The sequence below is a fragment of the Pseudomonas sp. S2_F07 genome (genome assembly GCF_054668325.1).
On record NZ_CP162758.1, the window covers coordinates 256,521 to 273,266 of the forward strand.

10 protein-coding genes and 1 pseudogene are annotated in these 16,746 nt (G+C 63.0%); 4 read left to right on the plus strand and 7 right to left on the minus strand.

Annotated features, from left to right (window positions below):
- Window positions 1-28 precede the first annotated feature (28 nt).
- On the plus strand, window positions 29-4,438 hold the full coding sequence (locus tag AB4O40_RS01170; protein WP_460160128.1) for a response regulator: 4,410 nt from the start codon (window positions 29-31) through the stop codon (window positions 4,436-4,438).
- Window positions 4,439-4,442: 4 nt separating this feature from the next.
- Here AB4O40_RS01170 and AB4O40_RS01175 read toward each other — a convergent pair whose 3' ends face one another.
- Together AB4O40_RS01175 and AB4O40_RS01180 are read right to left on the minus strand one after the other, a co-directional pair.
- Complete coding sequence (locus AB4O40_RS01175; RefSeq protein WP_056722784.1) at window positions 4,443-5,078, minus strand: response regulator transcription factor; 636 nt, start codon at window positions 5,076-5,078, stop codon at window positions 4,443-4,445.
- A 10-nt stretch (window positions 5,079-5,088) separates the two neighbouring features.
- Window positions 5,089-7,359 (minus strand): PAS domain-containing sensor histidine kinase, encoded by a 2,271-nt coding sequence (locus AB4O40_RS01180; RefSeq protein WP_223541624.1) that lies wholly within the window; start codon window positions 7,357-7,359, stop codon window positions 5,089-5,091.
- Between the two features lie 221 nt (window positions 7,360-7,580).
- Here AB4O40_RS01180 and AB4O40_RS01185 point away from each other — a divergent pair, with 221 nt between their 5' ends.
- The 3 genes from AB4O40_RS01185 (at window position 7,581) to AB4O40_RS01195 (ending at window position 12,136) form a co-directional block, all read left to right on the plus strand.
- Window positions 7,581-9,203 (plus strand): acyl-CoA synthetase, encoded by a 1,623-nt coding sequence (locus AB4O40_RS01185; protein WP_409079395.1) that lies wholly within the window; start codon window positions 7,581-7,583, stop codon window positions 9,201-9,203.
- 118 nt (window positions 9,204-9,321) lie between these two features.
- Window positions 9,322-11,094: an acyl-CoA dehydrogenase C-terminal domain-containing protein gene (locus tag AB4O40_RS01190; protein WP_414917996.1), complete on the plus strand. Its 1,773-nt coding sequence runs from the start codon at window positions 9,322-9,324 to the stop codon at window positions 11,092-11,094.
- A gap of 85 nt (window positions 11,095-11,179) precedes the next feature.
- Window positions 11,180-12,136 (plus strand): LysR family transcriptional regulator, encoded by a 957-nt coding sequence (locus AB4O40_RS01195; protein ID WP_156385727.1) that lies wholly within the window; start codon window positions 11,180-11,182, stop codon window positions 12,134-12,136.
- Here AB4O40_RS01195 and AB4O40_RS01200 read toward each other — a convergent pair.
- From AB4O40_RS01200 to AB4O40_RS01220, 5 genes and pseudogenes are all read right to left on the minus strand, one after another.
- Complete coding sequence (locus AB4O40_RS01200) at window positions 12,118-12,795, minus strand: TetR/AcrR family transcriptional regulator (protein WP_056722775.1); 678 nt, start codon at window positions 12,793-12,795, stop codon at window positions 12,118-12,120. The genes AB4O40_RS01195 and AB4O40_RS01200 overlap by 19 nt on opposite strands.
- On the minus strand, window positions 12,792-13,526 hold the full coding sequence (locus AB4O40_RS01205; RefSeq protein WP_460160159.1) for a methyl-accepting chemotaxis protein: 735 nt from the start codon (window positions 13,524-13,526) through the stop codon (window positions 12,792-12,794). The genes AB4O40_RS01200 and AB4O40_RS01205 overlap by 4 nt, the downstream gene beginning before the upstream one ends.
- Before the next feature lie 171 nt (window positions 13,527-13,697).
- A pseudogene (locus AB4O40_RS01210) lies at window positions 13,698-14,420 on the minus strand (cache domain-containing protein); the annotation flags it as partial.
- A gap of 66 nt (window positions 14,421-14,486) precedes the next feature.
- On the minus strand, window positions 14,487-15,638 hold the full coding sequence (locus tag AB4O40_RS01215) for an acyl-CoA dehydrogenase family protein (RefSeq protein ID WP_223541622.1): 1,152 nt from the start codon (window positions 15,636-15,638) through the stop codon (window positions 14,487-14,489).
- A gap of 18 nt (window positions 15,639-15,656) precedes the next feature.
- On the minus strand, window positions 15,657-16,745 hold the full coding sequence (locus tag AB4O40_RS01220) for an enoyl-CoA hydratase/isomerase family protein (RefSeq protein WP_460056569.1): 1,089 nt from the start codon (window positions 16,743-16,745) through the stop codon (window positions 15,657-15,659).
- Window position 16,746: the final 1 nt, after the last annotated feature.

The following is a 16,746-nucleotide window of genomic DNA, read 5'->3' on the forward strand; positions in this document are numbered from 1 at the left end:
TAATTTCATCAGGTCCACGAGGATAGTCATGGCTGGTTTGCGTACCCTGCTTGAGCGCCTCGCGCTGCTTCACAAACTGATCCTGGGTTTTTCAGCGCTGCTGCTGTTGGTGCTGGTGCTCGGCGTGCAAAGCCTGCGCACCCAGCAATCGCTGAAGCAGGACATGCAGAACCTCTATCTGCAGGAACTGGTCGGCATGGAGCACTTGCAGGAAGCACGTGTGCAATTGCCCCATATGCTGCAAGCGCTGCAACGCGCGGTGGGCACCGACAGCGCGCAGATTCGTGTCGAATCCCTGCAGCAACTGCAGGAAATCCGCGAAGGCCTGCAGCAGGCCGTGGCCCAGGCCAAAGTGACCTTAAAGCGTGCGGAGAATCTGGCGCGTCTCTCCGAGTTCGATCTGTTGCTGCAACAGTTGCAGCGTCTTGGCGACCAGGCCTTTGTACTGATCGACCAGGGCCAGCAGAACAAGGCGTTGGTGCTGCTCAATAGCAGTGAATTCCAACAACTTGCCCAGCAGGCCGACGGCCTGTTGTACGCGATCGCCCAGGTCAAGGAAGCCTCGATTCGCGACACGGCCAAGGACATTGCCGAGTTTGCCGAACACAGCACCATGCTGACCTACGTCCTGTTGTTCGGTGGCTTGTCGCTGGCATTGCTGTTGTCCTGGGTCGTCAGCCAGTCGATTCGCAATCCGCTCAACCGAGTACGGGTGGCGGTAGACCAATTGGCCGCCGGGCAGCTCGATCAACCGATTCCCCACACCGACCTTAACAACGAAACCGGTGATCTGGCGCGGGCCATCGCCAAATTGCAGACCGAGTCCCAACAACTTGAGCGTCAGCGCTGGATCAAGGCCCATACCGCTCAATTGCAGGTCGATCTGCAGCAGGCGGAAACCCCGGCCGAACTGGCGCAGGTGTTCCTGCAATGCATGGCCGGCCTGCACGGAATCTGCCAGGGGGTGCTGTACAGCGCGCAGGAGGATTCCGGCACGCTGCTGTTGATGGGGCGTTATGCCACCGATTCCGAGCGACCACCCGAGGCGCAAGTCATGTTCGGCGAGGGCCTGCTGGGGCAGTGCGCGGTGGATCGCGTGCCGCGTCAGTTTCAGTCGATGCCGGAGCAATACTGGCGTTTGCGCTCGCCCCTTGGCGAGGTCCCGGCCCGTTGCCTGCTACTGCAACCCATTGTCCGTGGCGAGCGGTTGCTGGGGGTGCTCGAACTGGCCGGGCTGGAACCCTTGGGCGAGCGTGAACTATTGCTGCTGCAGGAAGCCACCCCACGTTTGGCCGCGGCCATGGCGATTCTGGAGCGTAATCAGGCGGTCAAGACCCTGTTGGCGGAGACCCGGCGCCAGGCCAATGAAATGGCCGAACAGGCACTGCAACTTGAGCAGCAGGCCCAGGCACTGGAAAGCCAGCAATCGGCGTTGCGCGCCACCGAGGCCTGGTATCGCGGGATTATCGAAGCGGCGCCGGACGGCATGCTGGTGGTGGATGCCGAAGGACAGATCCTGCGCACCAATCGCCAACTGGACCAGCTGTTCGGCTATAACGCCGGCGAGTTGATTGGAGAGACCATCGATCGCCTGGTGCCGTTGGCCAGCAGAGGGCGCCACGAGGCGCTGCGCAAGGGCTTCATGGCCCACGGTACCACTCGCCAAATGGGGGCCAACCTGGACGATCTGCAAGGCGTGCGCAAAGACGGCAGTCTGTTCTCGGCGGAGATCAGCCTGTCGCGCTTGCCGAGCCTGGAAGGGGGCGGCGTCTGCGTGTGCGCGTCGGTGCGCGACGTGAGTGAACGGCGTCATCTGCAGGCTGCACTCAAGGCCAACGAGGCACAGTTGCGCGCGGTACTCGACAGCAGCCCGGTGGCCATGGTGATCAGGGACGTCGATGGCCGTCCGACCTACTGCAATCCGCAGTTCGACAGTTTGTTCGGGACTCGCCTGGCTGAACTCGAAGGTGCGGATCCGGCGCAGTTCTGGGTCGACCCGCAGGCACACCAGCGCTTTCTCGAAGCGGCAGCGCAAGGTGCCGTGCTGAATTTCGAGACCACCCTGCAGCGCGCCGGCGGCGAGCGCTTCGACGTACTGGTTTCGGCCGTCACGATGACGCTGGGGGAGCGGGGCATGGGGGCCAATTGGTACTTTGACATCACCGACCGCAAGACCGCCGAGGCCGAGGTGCAGCGCGCACGGGAGGCCGCCGAAGAGGCGACCCGGGCCAAGAGCAACTTCCTGGCCACCATGAGCCACGAGATCCGTACACCGATGAACGCCATCATCGGCATGAGCTACCTGGCATTGCGCACCGAGCTCAACCACCGCCAGCGTAACTACATCGAAAAAGTCCATCGCTCGGCGGAATACCTGTTGGTGATCATCAACGACATCCTCGACTTCTCCGGGATCGAGGCCGGCAAGATGCACCTGGAGCAGATTCCCTTCCACCTTGAGGCCGTGCTCGACGGCTTTGCCAGCATGATCGGCCTCAAAGCCGAGGACAAAGGCCTGGAGCTGCTGTTCAGCACCGATGCCGAGCTGCCGACCGCCTTGATCGGCGATCCGCTGCGCCTTGGCCAGGTGCTGATCAACCTGGGCAACAATGCGACGAAGTTCACCGAGCAGGGCGAGATCGTGCTCGGCGTAGAGCAGCGGGGCTCGGCGGGAGAGCAGGCGCTGTTGCATTTCTGGGTACGTGACACCGGCATCGGCATGAACGCCGAACAATGCTCGCGCCTGTTTCAACCCTTCAGCCAGGCCGACAGCACCACCACCCGCAAGTACGGAGGCACAGGGTTGGGCCTGGCCATCTCCCGCCATCTGGTGGAATTGATGGGCGGGCGCATTTGGGTAGAGAGCGAGCCGGGCCTGGGTTCCACTTTCCATTTCGAGGTGAGCCTGGGGGTGCAGCGCGACAGCCATTTGCGGCGCATGGTGACCGCCGACGAATTGCTCGGCAGCCGTGTGCTGGTGGTCGATGACAACGCCAGCGCGCGCGAGATCCTCTCCAGCATGGCCCGCAGTTTTGGCGTGGAGGTGGATGTCGCGCAAAGTGGCCGGGCCGCACTGGCCATGCTGGTGGACGCCGAAGCGAAGGTGTTGCCCTATGATCTGGTGCTGATGGATTGGCGCATGCCTGGCATGGACGGCGTGGAAACGGTGCGCCAGATGCAGGCCGCCAAACTGGTGCAAACGCCAGCGGTGATCATGGTCACGGCGTTCGGGCGCGAGGAGGCCCGCGAAGAGGCTAGTCGACAGGGTATTCAATTGCCGGTGGTACTGACCAAACCGGTGACGCCGTCTACGTTGCTTGAGGCGCTGGGCAGGGTGCTCGGCAAGACTCCCCAGGCCGATACCCGGGCCAGTGAGCGATTGGGCCAGAGCACCGGCGCCATGGCCAGCCTGCATGGCGCGCGACTGCTGTTGGTCGAAGACAATGAGCTGAACCGCGAGCTGGCCTGTGAACTGCTGGAGGGCGCCGGGATCGAATTGCGCCTGGCCGTTCACGGCGCAGAAGCGCTCGACCAACTGGAGCGCGACGCAGACTTCGACGGTGTGCTGATGGACTGCCAGATGCCGGTGATGGACGGTTATACCGCGACCCGCAAGATACGTGAGCAGCCGCGCTGGGCGAATCTGCCGGTGATCGCCATGACTGCCGACGCCATGGCGGGGGATCGTGAGCGGGCGCTGGCCTGCGGCATGAACGACCACATCTCCAAACCCTTGAACGTCGACGACATGTTCGCCACGTTGGCCAGGTGGATACATCCGCGAGCTGACCGTGGCACGATCCCGGCCGACGTTTCGCCGGTCACCACGGAGTCGGTGGCGAGCCTGCCAGCCAGCCTTCCCGGCATTGATTTGAAAGCGGGCCTGGGCACCTGCATGGGCAAGGTCGAGCTCTATCTGCGCCTGCTGCGCAAGTTTCGCTCCAGCCACCAGGCTTTTTGCGCCGAGTTCCTGGCTGCCCGAGGCCGGGGCGATCCTTCGGCGACGGTCAGGCTGGCCCATACCCTGCGCGGGACGGCGGGCAACATTGGTGCCGTTGAAGTGGCGAATGCAGCCGCCGCACTGGAACTGGCCTGCCTGAACGATGGGGCGAGCGATGGGGCGGAGCAGGACCTGGCTGACCGGCTGGTGGAAGTCGAGCGTTGCCTGACAACCGTATTGGAAGGCTTATCGGTGCTCGGCGAGCCTACAACGTCAGCAGGCTCATCAAGCGCGCCAGCGGGCAGCGAATGGCATGCACAATTGGCCCACGTCCGGTCTCTGCTGGCCGAGAGCGACACCCAGGCGCTGACGGCCTTGCTCAAACTGCAGGGGCTGGCTTCAGACCCGATGATGACCGAGCAGTTGCTTCGGGTTGTGCGGCAAGCGGAGCGCTTCGATTTCGATCAGGCGCTGGAGCTGCTGGAGAACCTGTCCTGAGGGATCAACGCAACTTCAGCGGATCGACCATCCGCGCCGCGATGGCCATGCCCACCAGGTCCGGCAGTGTGTTGGCCTGCATGCGTTTCATGACGCGCGCGCGATACAGATCAATGGTTTTTGCGCTCACGCCCAGTTGCTCCGCGATTTCGCGGGTGGTGTAACCCTGCACCAGTGGTAACAGGATATCGCGCTCGCGCGGGGTCAAGGTCAGCAAGCGCGCCTGCAAGGCTTCGTGACCCTGGTTGCCCGAACGGTTGGCGGCACAGTTGCTGAGCGCCTGTTGCACGCTGTCCAGCAACAGCTGTTCGTTGTAGGGCTTCTCGATAAAGTCATGGGCGCCGGCCTTGAACGCACGCACCACGATCGGCACATCCGCGTGCCCGCTGACGAAGATGATCGGCAGGTTCAGTTGGCGCACACGCATTTCTTCCTGCACGTTCAACCCGCCCATACCGGGCATGCGCACGTCCAGCAGCACACAGGCATCGAGGCTTGCATCGCAGGCGTCGAGGAACGCGACGCCACTGGTAAACGGCAAGGCCTTGAGCCCGACCGACTCCAATAACCAGACCGTCGAATCGAGCATGCCCTGGTCATCATCGACCACGTACACAACGTGCTCCGTTACACCTGCCATTACCTGATTCCTATTGTTGTTTTGTTGGGCCGGCAAGCGGCAAGCGGCAACCCATCAGCAGCCCGACAGGCTGGCGCCGGGCATTCAGTTCGCCACCGAAACCTTCGATGATGCTGCGGCTCATGGACAGACCGAGCCCCAGGCCATCGGCCTTGCTGGTGTAGAACGGGGTAAATATCTGCTCCAGCTCCGGCTCGCTGACGCCCGGCCCCTGGTCTCGCACACTGATTTCCACGCAGGCGTCACTGCCATGCTCCACGGCCATCACGATTACAGAGGGTTGCCCGGGGTGTTGCTCACGGTTGGCATCGATGGCATTGCGCAACAAATTGAGCAGCACCTGTTCCAGCAACACGCGGTCGGCATAAACGGGTGGCAGATTATCCGGCAGTCGATCCTCGATTGTCACTTGGCAATTACTCGCCTCCCAGGCACACAAGCGCACGGCTTCGCGGGCGACGTCGGTCAAGTTCAGCGCCTGCATGCGACGCTGTCCCTTGCGCAAAAAGGAGCGTAGCCGCCGGATCACTTCGGAGGCGTGGGTGGCGTGATGGGTAATGCGCTCCAGGCCCTGGGTCACTCTGGCAGCGGCCTGGGGATTGGAATCCAGTGTCTGTAGATAGCGCTGGCTTGCATTCGCATAATTGACCACGGCAGCCAGCGGCTGGTTGATTTCGTGGGCGATCCCCGAGGCCAGTTCACCGAGCGTGACCAACCGTGCGGTGTGTGCCAGTTCGTCCTGATGACGGCGCTGTTGCACTTCCCGCAATTCGCGCTCGGTCATGTCGCGCGCGACCAAAGAGTAATAACGCTCGCCGCCGGCGGAACGGTGCGCCAGCAGTACCAGCGACACTGGCACCGATGTACCGCCACCCGGTGGTTGCAACCGCGCATCGGTGCTCCAGACACCATCGCGCTCGGCGCGCCTCCAGCCATCGCGTTGCAGGCGCGCAAAGTCGCCGCTGGCGAACAACGCGGCCAGGGCCGGCATGGGTTGTTGCTCACCGATCCCGAGGATGCGTCGCGCGGCCGGATTGAGGTAAGTGACCAGGCCCTCGGGAGCGATGAACAACACCGGGTCGATGTTGGCCTCGACCACTTCGGCCAGGCGTCGCTTGTTTTCCTCGGCCTGCACCCGGGCCGTGATGTCCCGGGATATGCTGACGATTTCGACCACCGCCCCAGTGTAGGTTTCGCGGATCGCCCGGCTGGCGGTTTCGAACCACAGGTAATGGCCGTCACGATGGCGGATGCGATAGGTCATGGTGTGATAGCCATCCTGCTCCAGCGCATCGCGCGCGCGCTGCACCAGGCCGGCCAGGTCCTGGCCATGAAACAGGCCCTGGGCCATTTGCCCGCGCAACTCTTCGGGCCAGTAACCGAGCAGGGTCCAGGACGCCGGTGATGCATCGATAACGCGCCCTTCGGGGGTGTGACGGGATATCAGGTCGGTGGTGTTTTCGATGATCAGCCGGTACAGCCGTCGTGCGGTGGCCGCTTCACGCTCGGCCAGCACTTGCGCCGTGGCGTCGCGGCAACGGGCGAGCACTCGGTTGTCCTGGGGATCGGGAATGAACGTCCAGATCAGGATCTGCGTTTCGAACTGAGCCTCGACACCTTCGACGGCGCGTTGCTGGTCCAGGCAGGCACGCACCAGCACCCGATGATTGACCGGTAAAAAACCCAACACATCGGTCAGCGACTTCTCGGCGAGCAGCGCCATCAGTGCCGCGTTGAACTCCAGCGGTCGACCTTGCGCATCGAGCAACAGGCTCGGTTGCGGATCGTGGCCCAGCAGCGGCGAACCACGCAGCAGGCCGTTGACGCTGCTCAGCAGCGTCGTCAATAGATCCTGAACCCAGCCCAGCCAATCGAGACTCACACCCTCGCGCACTTCCACCAGCAACAAGCCCGGCTGCCCCGACTGCAAGGCCAGATCAAATACCTGGCCATGGCTGATCGCGGCCCGGCGCAAACGTCCGGACAACCAGCAATCGAGTTGACGGACTTGAGCCAGGTCCAGGCGGCCTGCCTCGACCAGATGCTCGAAGAGCAACTGGTCACTGGCCAGCGCCGGGTCGCCAAGTCCCGGCGGTAAATGCTGGGCGGCGCCCTCATGGCTGTAGATTCGCGCATTGGGCTGCCAGCTCAGGTAAACCGCCCGCTGCACCTCAGGGCAATCCTGCAGCGCCCGACACAATGCATCGGCCCGGGCGGCCAGAGACACACCCTCGCGCTGCAGGCGCAACCAACTGTGCAATCGAACGGGCGTCTGGGTCATTGCGGGTCCACTTTCTCAGGGAAACCAAGCATATACCAGCCTTGGGGTGTTGACGGCATTGAATCGGAGCTTGATATGGTACATATACTATACGACATAGGTTTAACTTCCATATCGATGGCTGAATGTTATATAAAGTCATCCGGACTTTGAAGGTGACCCCGGCGACTACGCTGCAAGGTCAACCATAGAGCTAACAATCAGCCATCGAGTACCCGCACATGTCTATCTATGACCAAGGCCTGGGCCCTTCGGCCGTCAACCACATTGCCTTGTCTCCGCTGAGTTTCATCGAGCGCACCGCCAGCACTTATCCCGATCACCTCGCCGTCATCCACGGTTCGATTCGCCGCACCTGGGCGCAGACCTACACCCGTTGCCGACGCCTGGCCTCGGCGCTGGCCGGTCGCGGTATCGGCAAGGACGATACGGTGGCGGTGATGTTGCCCAACATCCCCGAGATGCTCGAAGTGCATTTCGGTGTGCCGATGATCGGCGCCGTGCTCAACCCGCTCAACGTTCGTCTCGATGCCGAGGCGATCGCCTTTATGCTGCAGCATGGCGAAGCCAAGGTGTTGATCACCGACCGCGAGTTCCATGATGTGATCCAGGCGGCGCTTGGCATGCTCGATCACCCGCCTTTGGTGATCGACGTCAATGACCCGGAATACGGTGAAGGTCAGGCCGCGAGCGACCTGGATTACGAAGCGTTGTTGGCCGAAGGCGACCCGGCATTCGACTGGCAATGGCCGGGCGACGAGTGGCAGGCCATTTCGCTGAATTACACGTCAGGCACCACCGGCAACCCCAAGGGCGTGGTCTACCACCATCGCGGCGCTTATCTGAGCGCATTGGGCAACCAGATGACCTGGGCCATAGGCAATCATCCGGTGTACCTCTGGACCCTGCCGATGTTCCATTGCAATGGCTGGTGCTACCCATGGACCATCACCGCCCTGGCGGGTGTGCACGTTTTCCTGCGCCGGGTCGATCCACAGAAAATCCTCACGCTGATCCGCGAGCATCAGGTCACTCACCTGTGCGGTGCGCCGATCGTGCTCAATGCACTGGTGAACATGCCCGAATCAGCGAAGGCGGCCATCGATCATCCGGTCAATGCCCTGGTCGCGGGTGCTGCGCCACCGGCCAAAGTCATCGGTGCCGTCGAAGAGATGGGCATCAAGGTCACTCACGTGTTTGGCCTGACCGAAACCTATGGCCCGGTGACGGTCTGCGCCTGGCACGCCGAATGGGATGAGTTTTCCCTGGAGGAGAGGGCGCAGATCAAGTCGCGACAGGGTGTGCGCTACCCGACGCTGGAAGGCTTGATGGTCGGCGATTGCACAACGCTGGAGCCAACCCCGCGTGACGGACAGACCATCGGTGAGATCTTCCTGCGCGGTAACACCGTCATGAAGGGTTACCTGAAGAACCCGAGCGCCACTGCCGAAGCGTTCGAAGGCGGCTGGTTCCACACCGGTGACCTGGCCGTCTGGCATCCCGACGGTTATGTCGAAATCAAGGACCGGCTCAAGGACATCATCATCTCGGGCGGCGAGAACATTTCCACCATCGAACTCGAAGGGGTGCTCTATCGTCACCCGGGTGTGCTGGAAGCAGCCGTGGTCGCCCGTCCCGATGAGAAATGGGGCGAAACGCCCTGCGCCTTCGTCACCTTGAAGGCCGATCACCAGGACGTTCGCGAGGCAGACATCATCAGTTTCTGCCGTGAGCACCTGGCCGGATTCAAGGTACCGCGCACAGTGGTCTTCACGCTCTTGCCGAAGACGTCCACCGGCAAGATCCAGAAGTACGTGTTGCGCGACCGGGCCAAGGCGCTCTAACCCGATCTGACATCGCATCCATCGAGCAGCAGGTGTTTGACCTGCTGCTACGGGTTCGTGCACGCCGAATCCGGCTGTGCCTTGCCCATGAAACAACCGTCCCAACGAGGTTTACGTTATGCCCCAATTCAAAGCCCCGCTGCGCGACATGCGCTTTGTGCTGCACGAAGTGTTCGACGCTCCGGCCATGTGGGCGCGCCTGCCGGCCTTGGCCGAGAGCATCGACACCGATACGGCTGACGCCATAATCGAGGAGGCGGCCAAAGTCACCTCGCACCTGATTGCGCCCCTCAATCGCAGCGGCGACGAAGAAGGCGCGCAGTGGCATGAGGGCCGGGTCACCACCCCCATCGGTTTCAAACAGGCTTACGCGACCTACATCGAAGGCGGTTGGGTGGGGCTGTCCGGCAACCCCGGGTTCGGTGGCATGGGCATGCCGAAAATGCTGGCCGTGCAGTTCGAAGAGATGCTCTACGGCGCCAACTCAAGTTTTGCGCTGTATAGCGCATTGAGTTCCGGTGCCTGCCTGGCGCTGGACGCCCACGCCAGCGACGCCCTGAAAAACCTCTATCTGCCACCAATGTATGAAGGCCGCTGGGCTGGCTCCATGTGCCTCACCGAGGCCCATGCCGGTACCGACCTGGGGCTGATCCGCACCCGCGCCGAACCTGAGGCTGACGGCAGCTACAGGATCACCGGCAGCAAGATTTTCATCACCGGGGGCGATCAGGACCTGACCGAGAACATCGTGCATCTGGTACTGGCCAAACTGCCGAACGCGCCTGCCGGTCCGAAAGGCATTTCGCTGTTTATCGTGCCTAAAGTCCTGGTCAATGCCGACGGCTCCCTTGGCGCGGCCAACGCGGTGAGTTGCGGCTCGATCGAACACAAGATGGGCATCAAGGCCTCGGCCACCTGCGTGATGAACTTCGACGGCGCCAGTGGCTGGCTGGTCGGTGAAGAGAACAAAGGCCTGGCGGCGATGTTCACCATGATGAATTACGAACGTCTGTCGATTGGCATTCAGGGCATCGGCTGCGCCGAGGCGTCCTACCAGAGCGCCGTCGCCTATGCTCGCGACCGCATTCAAGGTCGGGCTCCCAGCGGTGCCTTGGCCCCGGGTAAACCGGCCGACCCGATCATCGCTCACCCGGATGTGCGGCGCATGCTGCTGGGCATGAAAGCCATGACCGAAGGCGGTCGCGCGTTCGCCAGCTATGTCGGGCAACAACTGGATCTGTCGAAGTTTTCCGACGATGCCGGCGAGCGCGACAGCGCGCAGATCCTGGTTGCGCTGCTGACGCCAGTGGCCAAGGCGTTTTTTACCGACACCGGCCTGGAAAGCTGCATCAACGGCCAGCAGGTGTTCGGCGGCCATGGCTACATCCGCGAATGGGGCCAGGAACAATTGGTCCGTGATGTGCGCATTGCACAGATCTACGAAGGCACCAATGGCATCCAGGCATTGGACCTGCTCGCACGCAAAGTGCTCGCCAACGATGGCGTCGCGCTACGCCTGTTCGCCCGGGAAGTCCGCCACTTCGCCCTGCACCACGAAAGCGCCTATGGCAGCGAACTGCTGCAGGCCCTGGAGCGCCTGGAGGGCCTCAGCAACTGGTTGCTGGAGCGGGCCAAAGCCAACGCCAACGAAGTCGGCGCAGCCTCCGTGGAGTACCTGCACCTGTTCGGCTATGTCGCCTACGCCTACATGTGGTCGCGCATGGCCGCCGTGGCCCGCTCCAGACTCGACCGGGACCCGCCGTTCTACGCTGCCAAACTGGCCACCGCCGAGTTCTACTTCGCCCGCCTGCTGCCACGCACGCTGAGCCTGGAAGCCAGCATCCGTGCCGGCAGTGCGCCCCTGTACGGACTTGCTGACGAACAGTTCTGACGATTGAGTGTTGCGCGGCGCCTTCCTACGCCCTGGCCCGCGCTTTTTATTCACTGGCCCTCTCAACGTACGGCAGGAAAGCCTGATGAATATGCAAGCCAGTACAACGCAAGGTCACTTGAACTGGGACGACATGCGCTTCTTTCTCGAGGTCGCCCGTGCCCGCACCGCCAGCGGTGCAGCCCGCCGCTTGGGGGTGGACTACACCACGGTAGCGCGACGCATCCGCGCCCTGGAGCAGAGCCTGGGTGCCATGCTGTTCGAGAAATCGCGAACCGCAGGCTTCGTGCTGACCGTGGAGGGGCAGCGTCTGGTCTGCCACGCCGAAACCCTGGAAAGTACGCTGCTGGTAGCCTGCGAGCAGGTTTTCGGCACCACAGGGGGGCTCGCCGGGCACCTGCGCATCGGCTGTACCGAAGCCTTCGGATCCTGTTTCGTCGCCGCGCAGATGAGCCACTTCCTCGAGCACTACCCGCATATCTCGGCGGATATTTTGCCGGTCCCGCACTTCGTCAACCTGTCACGGCGCGAGGCGGATATCGCCATCACCCTGGAACGGCCCGAGCGCGGTCCGTACGTGTGCTCGAGGTTGTGCGATTACCGCTTGCGTGTGTATGCGACGCCGGAGTACCTGGCCAGTCATCCGCCGATTGGCTGTCGCGAGGACCTGGCCGCTCACCCGTTCGTGACCTACGTCGATGACCTGGCCTTCAGCTTCAAGCTGCTCTACCTGAACGACTTGATGCTCGGCGCGCGCAGTCGCCTGCGCAGCACCAGCGTGGTCGCCCAGTACCATGCGGCACTGGAAGGGCGCGCGCTGGCGATCCTGCCTTGCTTCCTCGCCGGTCCCGACCCGCGCCTGTGCGAGGTGCTGCCGGGTGAAGTGGAGGTCACTCGACAGTTCTGGATGTACTACTGCGAGGACCTGCGCAACCTCAAGAGGATTACCCTGGTGGCCGACTACCTGCGCACCTGCGCGCAGCTCAATCGTGCGCTGCTGATGGGCGAGTCATACAAGATGGCCTACCTGCCGTCGCCGTGAACGACTGCCGCCAGGTCTGCGGTCTCGGTTGCCCGCAATGCTCCCTGCAGAGTACTCATCACCATTTCTAGCAGCAGTTTGCGGCGAGCTCCAATGCCGGTCTTGGGCTGCCCGACCCAGGCCGGCAATTGATTGAGCAGGGAAACGATGCCGCTTACGGTCGCGCGCCGGGTGGCGCCAGCCGGTTTACCGGTGAGTTGCTCCAGGGTCTCCACCAGATGTTCCTCGTAGCGCCGGCGCAGGGCCAGAATCGAGGCTTGCTGTTCGCCGCTCAAACAATGGAGGTCGTACTCGGCCAGGCGGAAATGCGCGGCCATCCGCTCGTGGAGCCGCAGGTGCGCCTCAAGCAGGCCGTGCAGTCGTACAGTGGGGGCGGATTTGCGCCGGGTCACCAGGCTCGCGCCGTCAAGCAACGCTTCGTAGAGCTCCTCGATCAGTTCCAACAGCAGTGCTTCTTTGCTGTCGATGTGGTTGTAAAGGGAGCCGGCGGTGATCCCCAGGCCAGTGGCCAGGTCGCGCATGCTGACTCGGCTGAAACCATGCCTGGCGAACAGTTCGACAGCCTTGTGACGCGTTTCCAGGTAACGCGTGTTGCGCTCTTCGTCGACCGGCAACGCAAAAAGGTTTTTGGAGGGCTGCATGTTGCTCATCCACCTCATACGCGAAACTGTCCCAATAGCCGATTGAGCTGACCCGCCAGTTGGCCCAGTTCCTGGCTCGCCTCGTTGGACCGGTCCGCTGCCTGGGCATTTTCGTGGGCCAGAGAGGCGGCGAGGGTCACGTTCTGGTTGATGTCTTCGACCACGTGCGACTGCTCCAGGGTGGCGCTGGCGATCGAGGCGTTCAATTCAGTGACATTGCGCAGTGCGCCGAGTACCTGGTGCAAACTTTCAGCCGTTTGGTGGGCCTGCTCCACGGTTTGTCGAGCGGCCAGGCTGCTGGCATTGATGACATTCACCGCGGCTTCCGAGTTTCCGTGCAGGCGCTCGATCATGTCCTGGATTTGCGCGGTGGACTGCTGGGTGCGCTGGGCCAGCAGCCGCACTTCGTCTGCTACCACAGCGAAGCCGCGCCCCTGTTCGCCAGCGCGCGCTGCCTCGATGGCGGCGTTCAGCGCGAGCAGATTGGTCTGCTCGGCGATGGCGCGGATCACTTCCAGCACGCTGCCGATCTGAGTGCTTTCCCGGGCCAGGCTCTGGATCACCTCGACGGCCTGGCCGATGGTATCGGATAGCTGGTCGATCTGGAGCAGGCTGCTGTCGATGTTGTGCTGGCCCCGGCGTGCCTGTTCTTCGGCCTGGCGAACTTCGTTGGCCGCGTGCTCGGCGTTCCCGGCCACTTCCTGCACGGCGTAGGAGACCTCATGGATGGCGGCGGCCACCAGCTCCATCTGCTGCGATTGCTGCTGGCTGTGGTTCTGGCTATCGGCGGCGATTTCGCCGAGTGACTTCGAAGCCTGGTCGAGGCTGTCAGCGGACTGTATGGACTGGCCGATCACGCCACGCAGCTTGTTGGTGAAAACGTTGAAATGGCTGCTCAAGTCTGTCAGTTCATCGCGCCAGCGGTTATCCAGATTGCGGGTCAGGTCGGCCTCGCCGCTGGCGATGTTCTCCATGGCATCGACCACCCGCGCCAGTGGCGAGGCGATGCTGCGGGCAATCAGCAGGATCAGCGCACTGAGCAGCAGGGTGATCGTCAGCAATATGACGAAGGCCTGGATCAGCTGGCGGCGGAACTCGACTTGCACGTCGTCGATGTAGATGCCCGAGCCGACAATCCAGCCCCAGGGCTTGAACAATTCGACGTAGGAAACTTTCTCCACCGGCGCGTCGGAACCCGGCTTGGGCCAGCGGTAGTGCACCAGGCCGGCGCCATCGCGGTTGGCGGTGGCGACCATTTCGTCGAACAGCGCCTTGCCGTCCGGATCGAGTGTACCGGCCATGCGCTTGCCCTCGAGTTTGGCATTGGGGTGCATGACCATTCGCGTGTCGAGGTCTTCGAGCCAGAAGTAATCCTCACGGTCGTAGCGCAAGTCGCGCATGACCGCGATGGCCTGCTGCTGGGCCTGCTCACGACTCAGACCCTGGCCTTCCAGGCCTTGGAAGTGGCGCAGGATGCCGCTGGCGGTCTCGACCACGTGGCGGGTTTTCAGCGCCTTGGCCGTATAAAGGTCGTCATGGCTCTGCTTGAGCATCAAGCCGGCGAGAATCATCAGCATCAGGATGGATGTCAGCAAGATCAGCCACAGACGGCTGCTAATGGAAATATTGCGCAAGCCGAACATGGGCAACTCCACAACGGGCAAGACAGGGAAATGCCGGACGCGGCAGTCGCGTCCGGCGGGAGGGAGTCAGAGCGCGTAGTGGCTCAGTTCGCGGGCGATCAGCAGGCGCTGGACCTCGCTGGAGCCTTCGTAGATCTGGGTGATGCGCGCGTCGCGGTAGTAACGCTCCACCGGGTAGTCCTCCAGGTAGCCGTAGCCACCATGGATCTGCAGGGCGCTGGAGCACACGCGTTCGGCCATTTCCGAAGCGAATAGCTTGGCCTGGGAGGCCTCGGACAGGCACGGTTGCCCGGCGCTTTTCAGGCGCGCCGCATGCAGGATCAGCAGGCGGCTGGCGTTGAGTCGGGTGTGCATGTCGGCGAGCAGGTTGGACACGCTCTGGTGCTCGATGATCGGCTTGCCGAACTGGACGCGTTCGCGGGCATAGCCCAGGGCAGCCTCGAAGGCGGCGCGGGCGATGCCCAGGGCCTGGGCGGCGATGCCGATGCGGCCGCCTTCAAGGTTCGACAGGGCAATGGCCAGGCCTTTGCCGCGTTCGCCCAGCAGGTTGGCCTCGGGGATGGTGCAGTCGTTGAGGGTCACCGCGCAGGTATCGGAGGCCTTGATGCCCATCTTGTGTTCGCTGCGGTCGACCACGAACCCGGGGTTGTCAGTGGGTACCAGGAAGGCCGACAGCCCCTTTTTGCCCAGCTGCGCATCGGTGACGGCGAAGACAATGGCCAGACTGGCGCGCTTGCCGTTGCTGACGAATTGCTTGGCGCCGTTGAGTACCCATTGGCCGTCGCGCAGTTCGGCACGGGTACGCAGGTTGTGCGCTTCGGAGCCGGCCTGTGGCTCGGTCAGGCAGAAGCAGCCGATCGCTTGACCACTGACCAGCAACGGCAGCCAGCTGTCCTGTTGCGCGGGGGTGCCGTATTTCAGCAGGGGGCCGCAGCCCACCGAATTGTGGATGCTCATCAGCGCGCCGAGGGCACCGTCGCCAGCCGAGATTTCCTCGACGGCCAGGGCGTAGGCCACATAGTCGGTGTAGCTGCCGCCCCAGGTGTCCGGCACGACCATGCCCAGCAGCCCCAGCTCGCCCATCTGCGCCACCACGGCGTCATCGATCCAGCCGGCCTTCTCCCAGGCCTGGGCATGTGGCGCGACTTCGCTGCGGGCGAAGTCGCGCGCCATGTCGCGGATCATGCGTTGTTCTTCGGTCAATTCGATATCGTGCATTGCAAAGTCTCCTGCCGATCAGGCGGTGCGTACGGGCTTGCCGGAGGCGCGTTCAAAGTCGTTGAAGAAGGCCTGCACCCTGGCAGGTACCAGCTCTGCCAGGGTTGGCGGGTTCCAGCGCGGGCGCTTGTCCTTGTCGATGATCAGGGCGCGCACACCCTCCATCAGGTCGCCCTTGTCGAACCACTGGTAGTCCAGGTGCAACTCCAGAGCGAAGCACTCGGCCAGGCTCAGGTAACGACCACGGCGCAACAACTCAAGCGTCGTGGCCATCGCCAGTGGCGAGCGGCTGTCGAGCAGTTTCACCGTCTGCTCGGCCCAGTCTTGCAGCTCGGGGCGTTGTTCACGCTGCAGCGCGGTACGAATGGCCGGGACATCGGGCAAGGCGAAATATTCGTCGATCGCCAGGCGACAGGCCTTGAGCTCGGACCCGACAAGACGCTCTGTGGCCATGTCGGCAAGCAGGTCGTGCAAGTCTTCGTCGGGCGCAGCGGTCCAGTTCAGGTGGTCGAGACAGGCATCCAGTTCGGCCAGCCGTTCGCTGGGCAGGTAGTAGTCGGCAAGGTTCGCATAGAGAGCATCGGCGGCACGCACCTGGCAGCCGGTGATACCCAGGTAGGTTCCCAGTTCCCCCGGCAGGCGCGGCAGGAAATAGCTGCCACCGACATCGGGGAAAAAGCCGATGCCGACTTCCGGCATGCCCATCCGCGTGCGCTCAGTGATCACCCGCAGCGAGGCGGCCTGGGCCAGGCCCATGCCACCACCAAGGACGAAACCATCGAGCAGCGCCAGCACGGGCTTGGTGTAGCCATGCAGGTACTCGTCGAGGGCGTATTCCTCCTCGAGGAACAGCTCATGCTGGTTATCGCCGGCCTTGTAGCTGTCGTACAGCATGCGAATGTCGCCGCCGGCGCAGAAGGCCTTTTCACCGGCGCCGCGAATGGTCACGGCGACGATCTGCGGGTCCTGTTCCCAAGCCCACAGGTGCCGGCAGAGCAGGCGCACCATGGGCAGGTCCAGGGTGTTCAACGCGCTTGGCCGATTCAGTGTCAGGTGGCCGACGCGGTTGCGTACGCTGGCCAGCACCGGGGCTTGCTGCTCGCTCATG

Bases quoted from the DNA above. Each gene is read 5' to 3' on its own strand.
- AB4O40_RS01170 (WP_460160128.1), top strand. From the start codon at position 29: ATGGCTGGTTTGCGTACCCTGCTTGAGCGCCTCGCGCTGCTTCACAAA.
- AB4O40_RS01175 (WP_056722784.1), bottom strand. From the start codon at position 5,078: ATGGCAGGTGTAACGGAGCACGTTGTGTACGTGGTCGATGATGACCAG.
- AB4O40_RS01180 (WP_223541624.1), bottom strand. From the start codon at position 7,359: ATGACCCAGACGCCCGTTCGATTGCACAGTTGGTTGCGCCTGCAGCGC.
- AB4O40_RS01185 (WP_409079395.1), top strand. From the start codon at position 7,581: ATGTCTATCTATGACCAAGGCCTGGGCCCTTCGGCCGTCAACCACATT.
- AB4O40_RS01190 (WP_414917996.1), top strand. From the start codon at position 9,322: ATGCCCCAATTCAAAGCCCCGCTGCGCGACATGCGCTTTGTGCTGCAC.
- AB4O40_RS01195 (WP_156385727.1), top strand. From the start codon at position 11,180: ATGAATATGCAAGCCAGTACAACGCAAGGTCACTTGAACTGGGACGAC.
- AB4O40_RS01200 (WP_056722775.1), bottom strand. From the start codon at position 12,795: ATGAGGTGGATGAGCAACATGCAGCCCTCCAAAAACCTTTTTGCGTTG.
- AB4O40_RS01205 (WP_460160159.1), bottom strand. From the start codon at position 13,526: ATGGAGCTGGTGGCCGCCGCCATCCATGAGGTCTCCTACGCCGTGCAG.
- AB4O40_RS01215 (WP_223541622.1), bottom strand. From the start codon at position 15,638: ATGCACGATATCGAATTGACCGAAGAACAACGCATGATCCGCGACATG.
- AB4O40_RS01220 (WP_460056569.1), bottom strand. From the start codon at position 16,745: ATGAGCGAGCAGCAAGCCCCGGTGCTGGCCAGCGTACGCAACCGCGTC.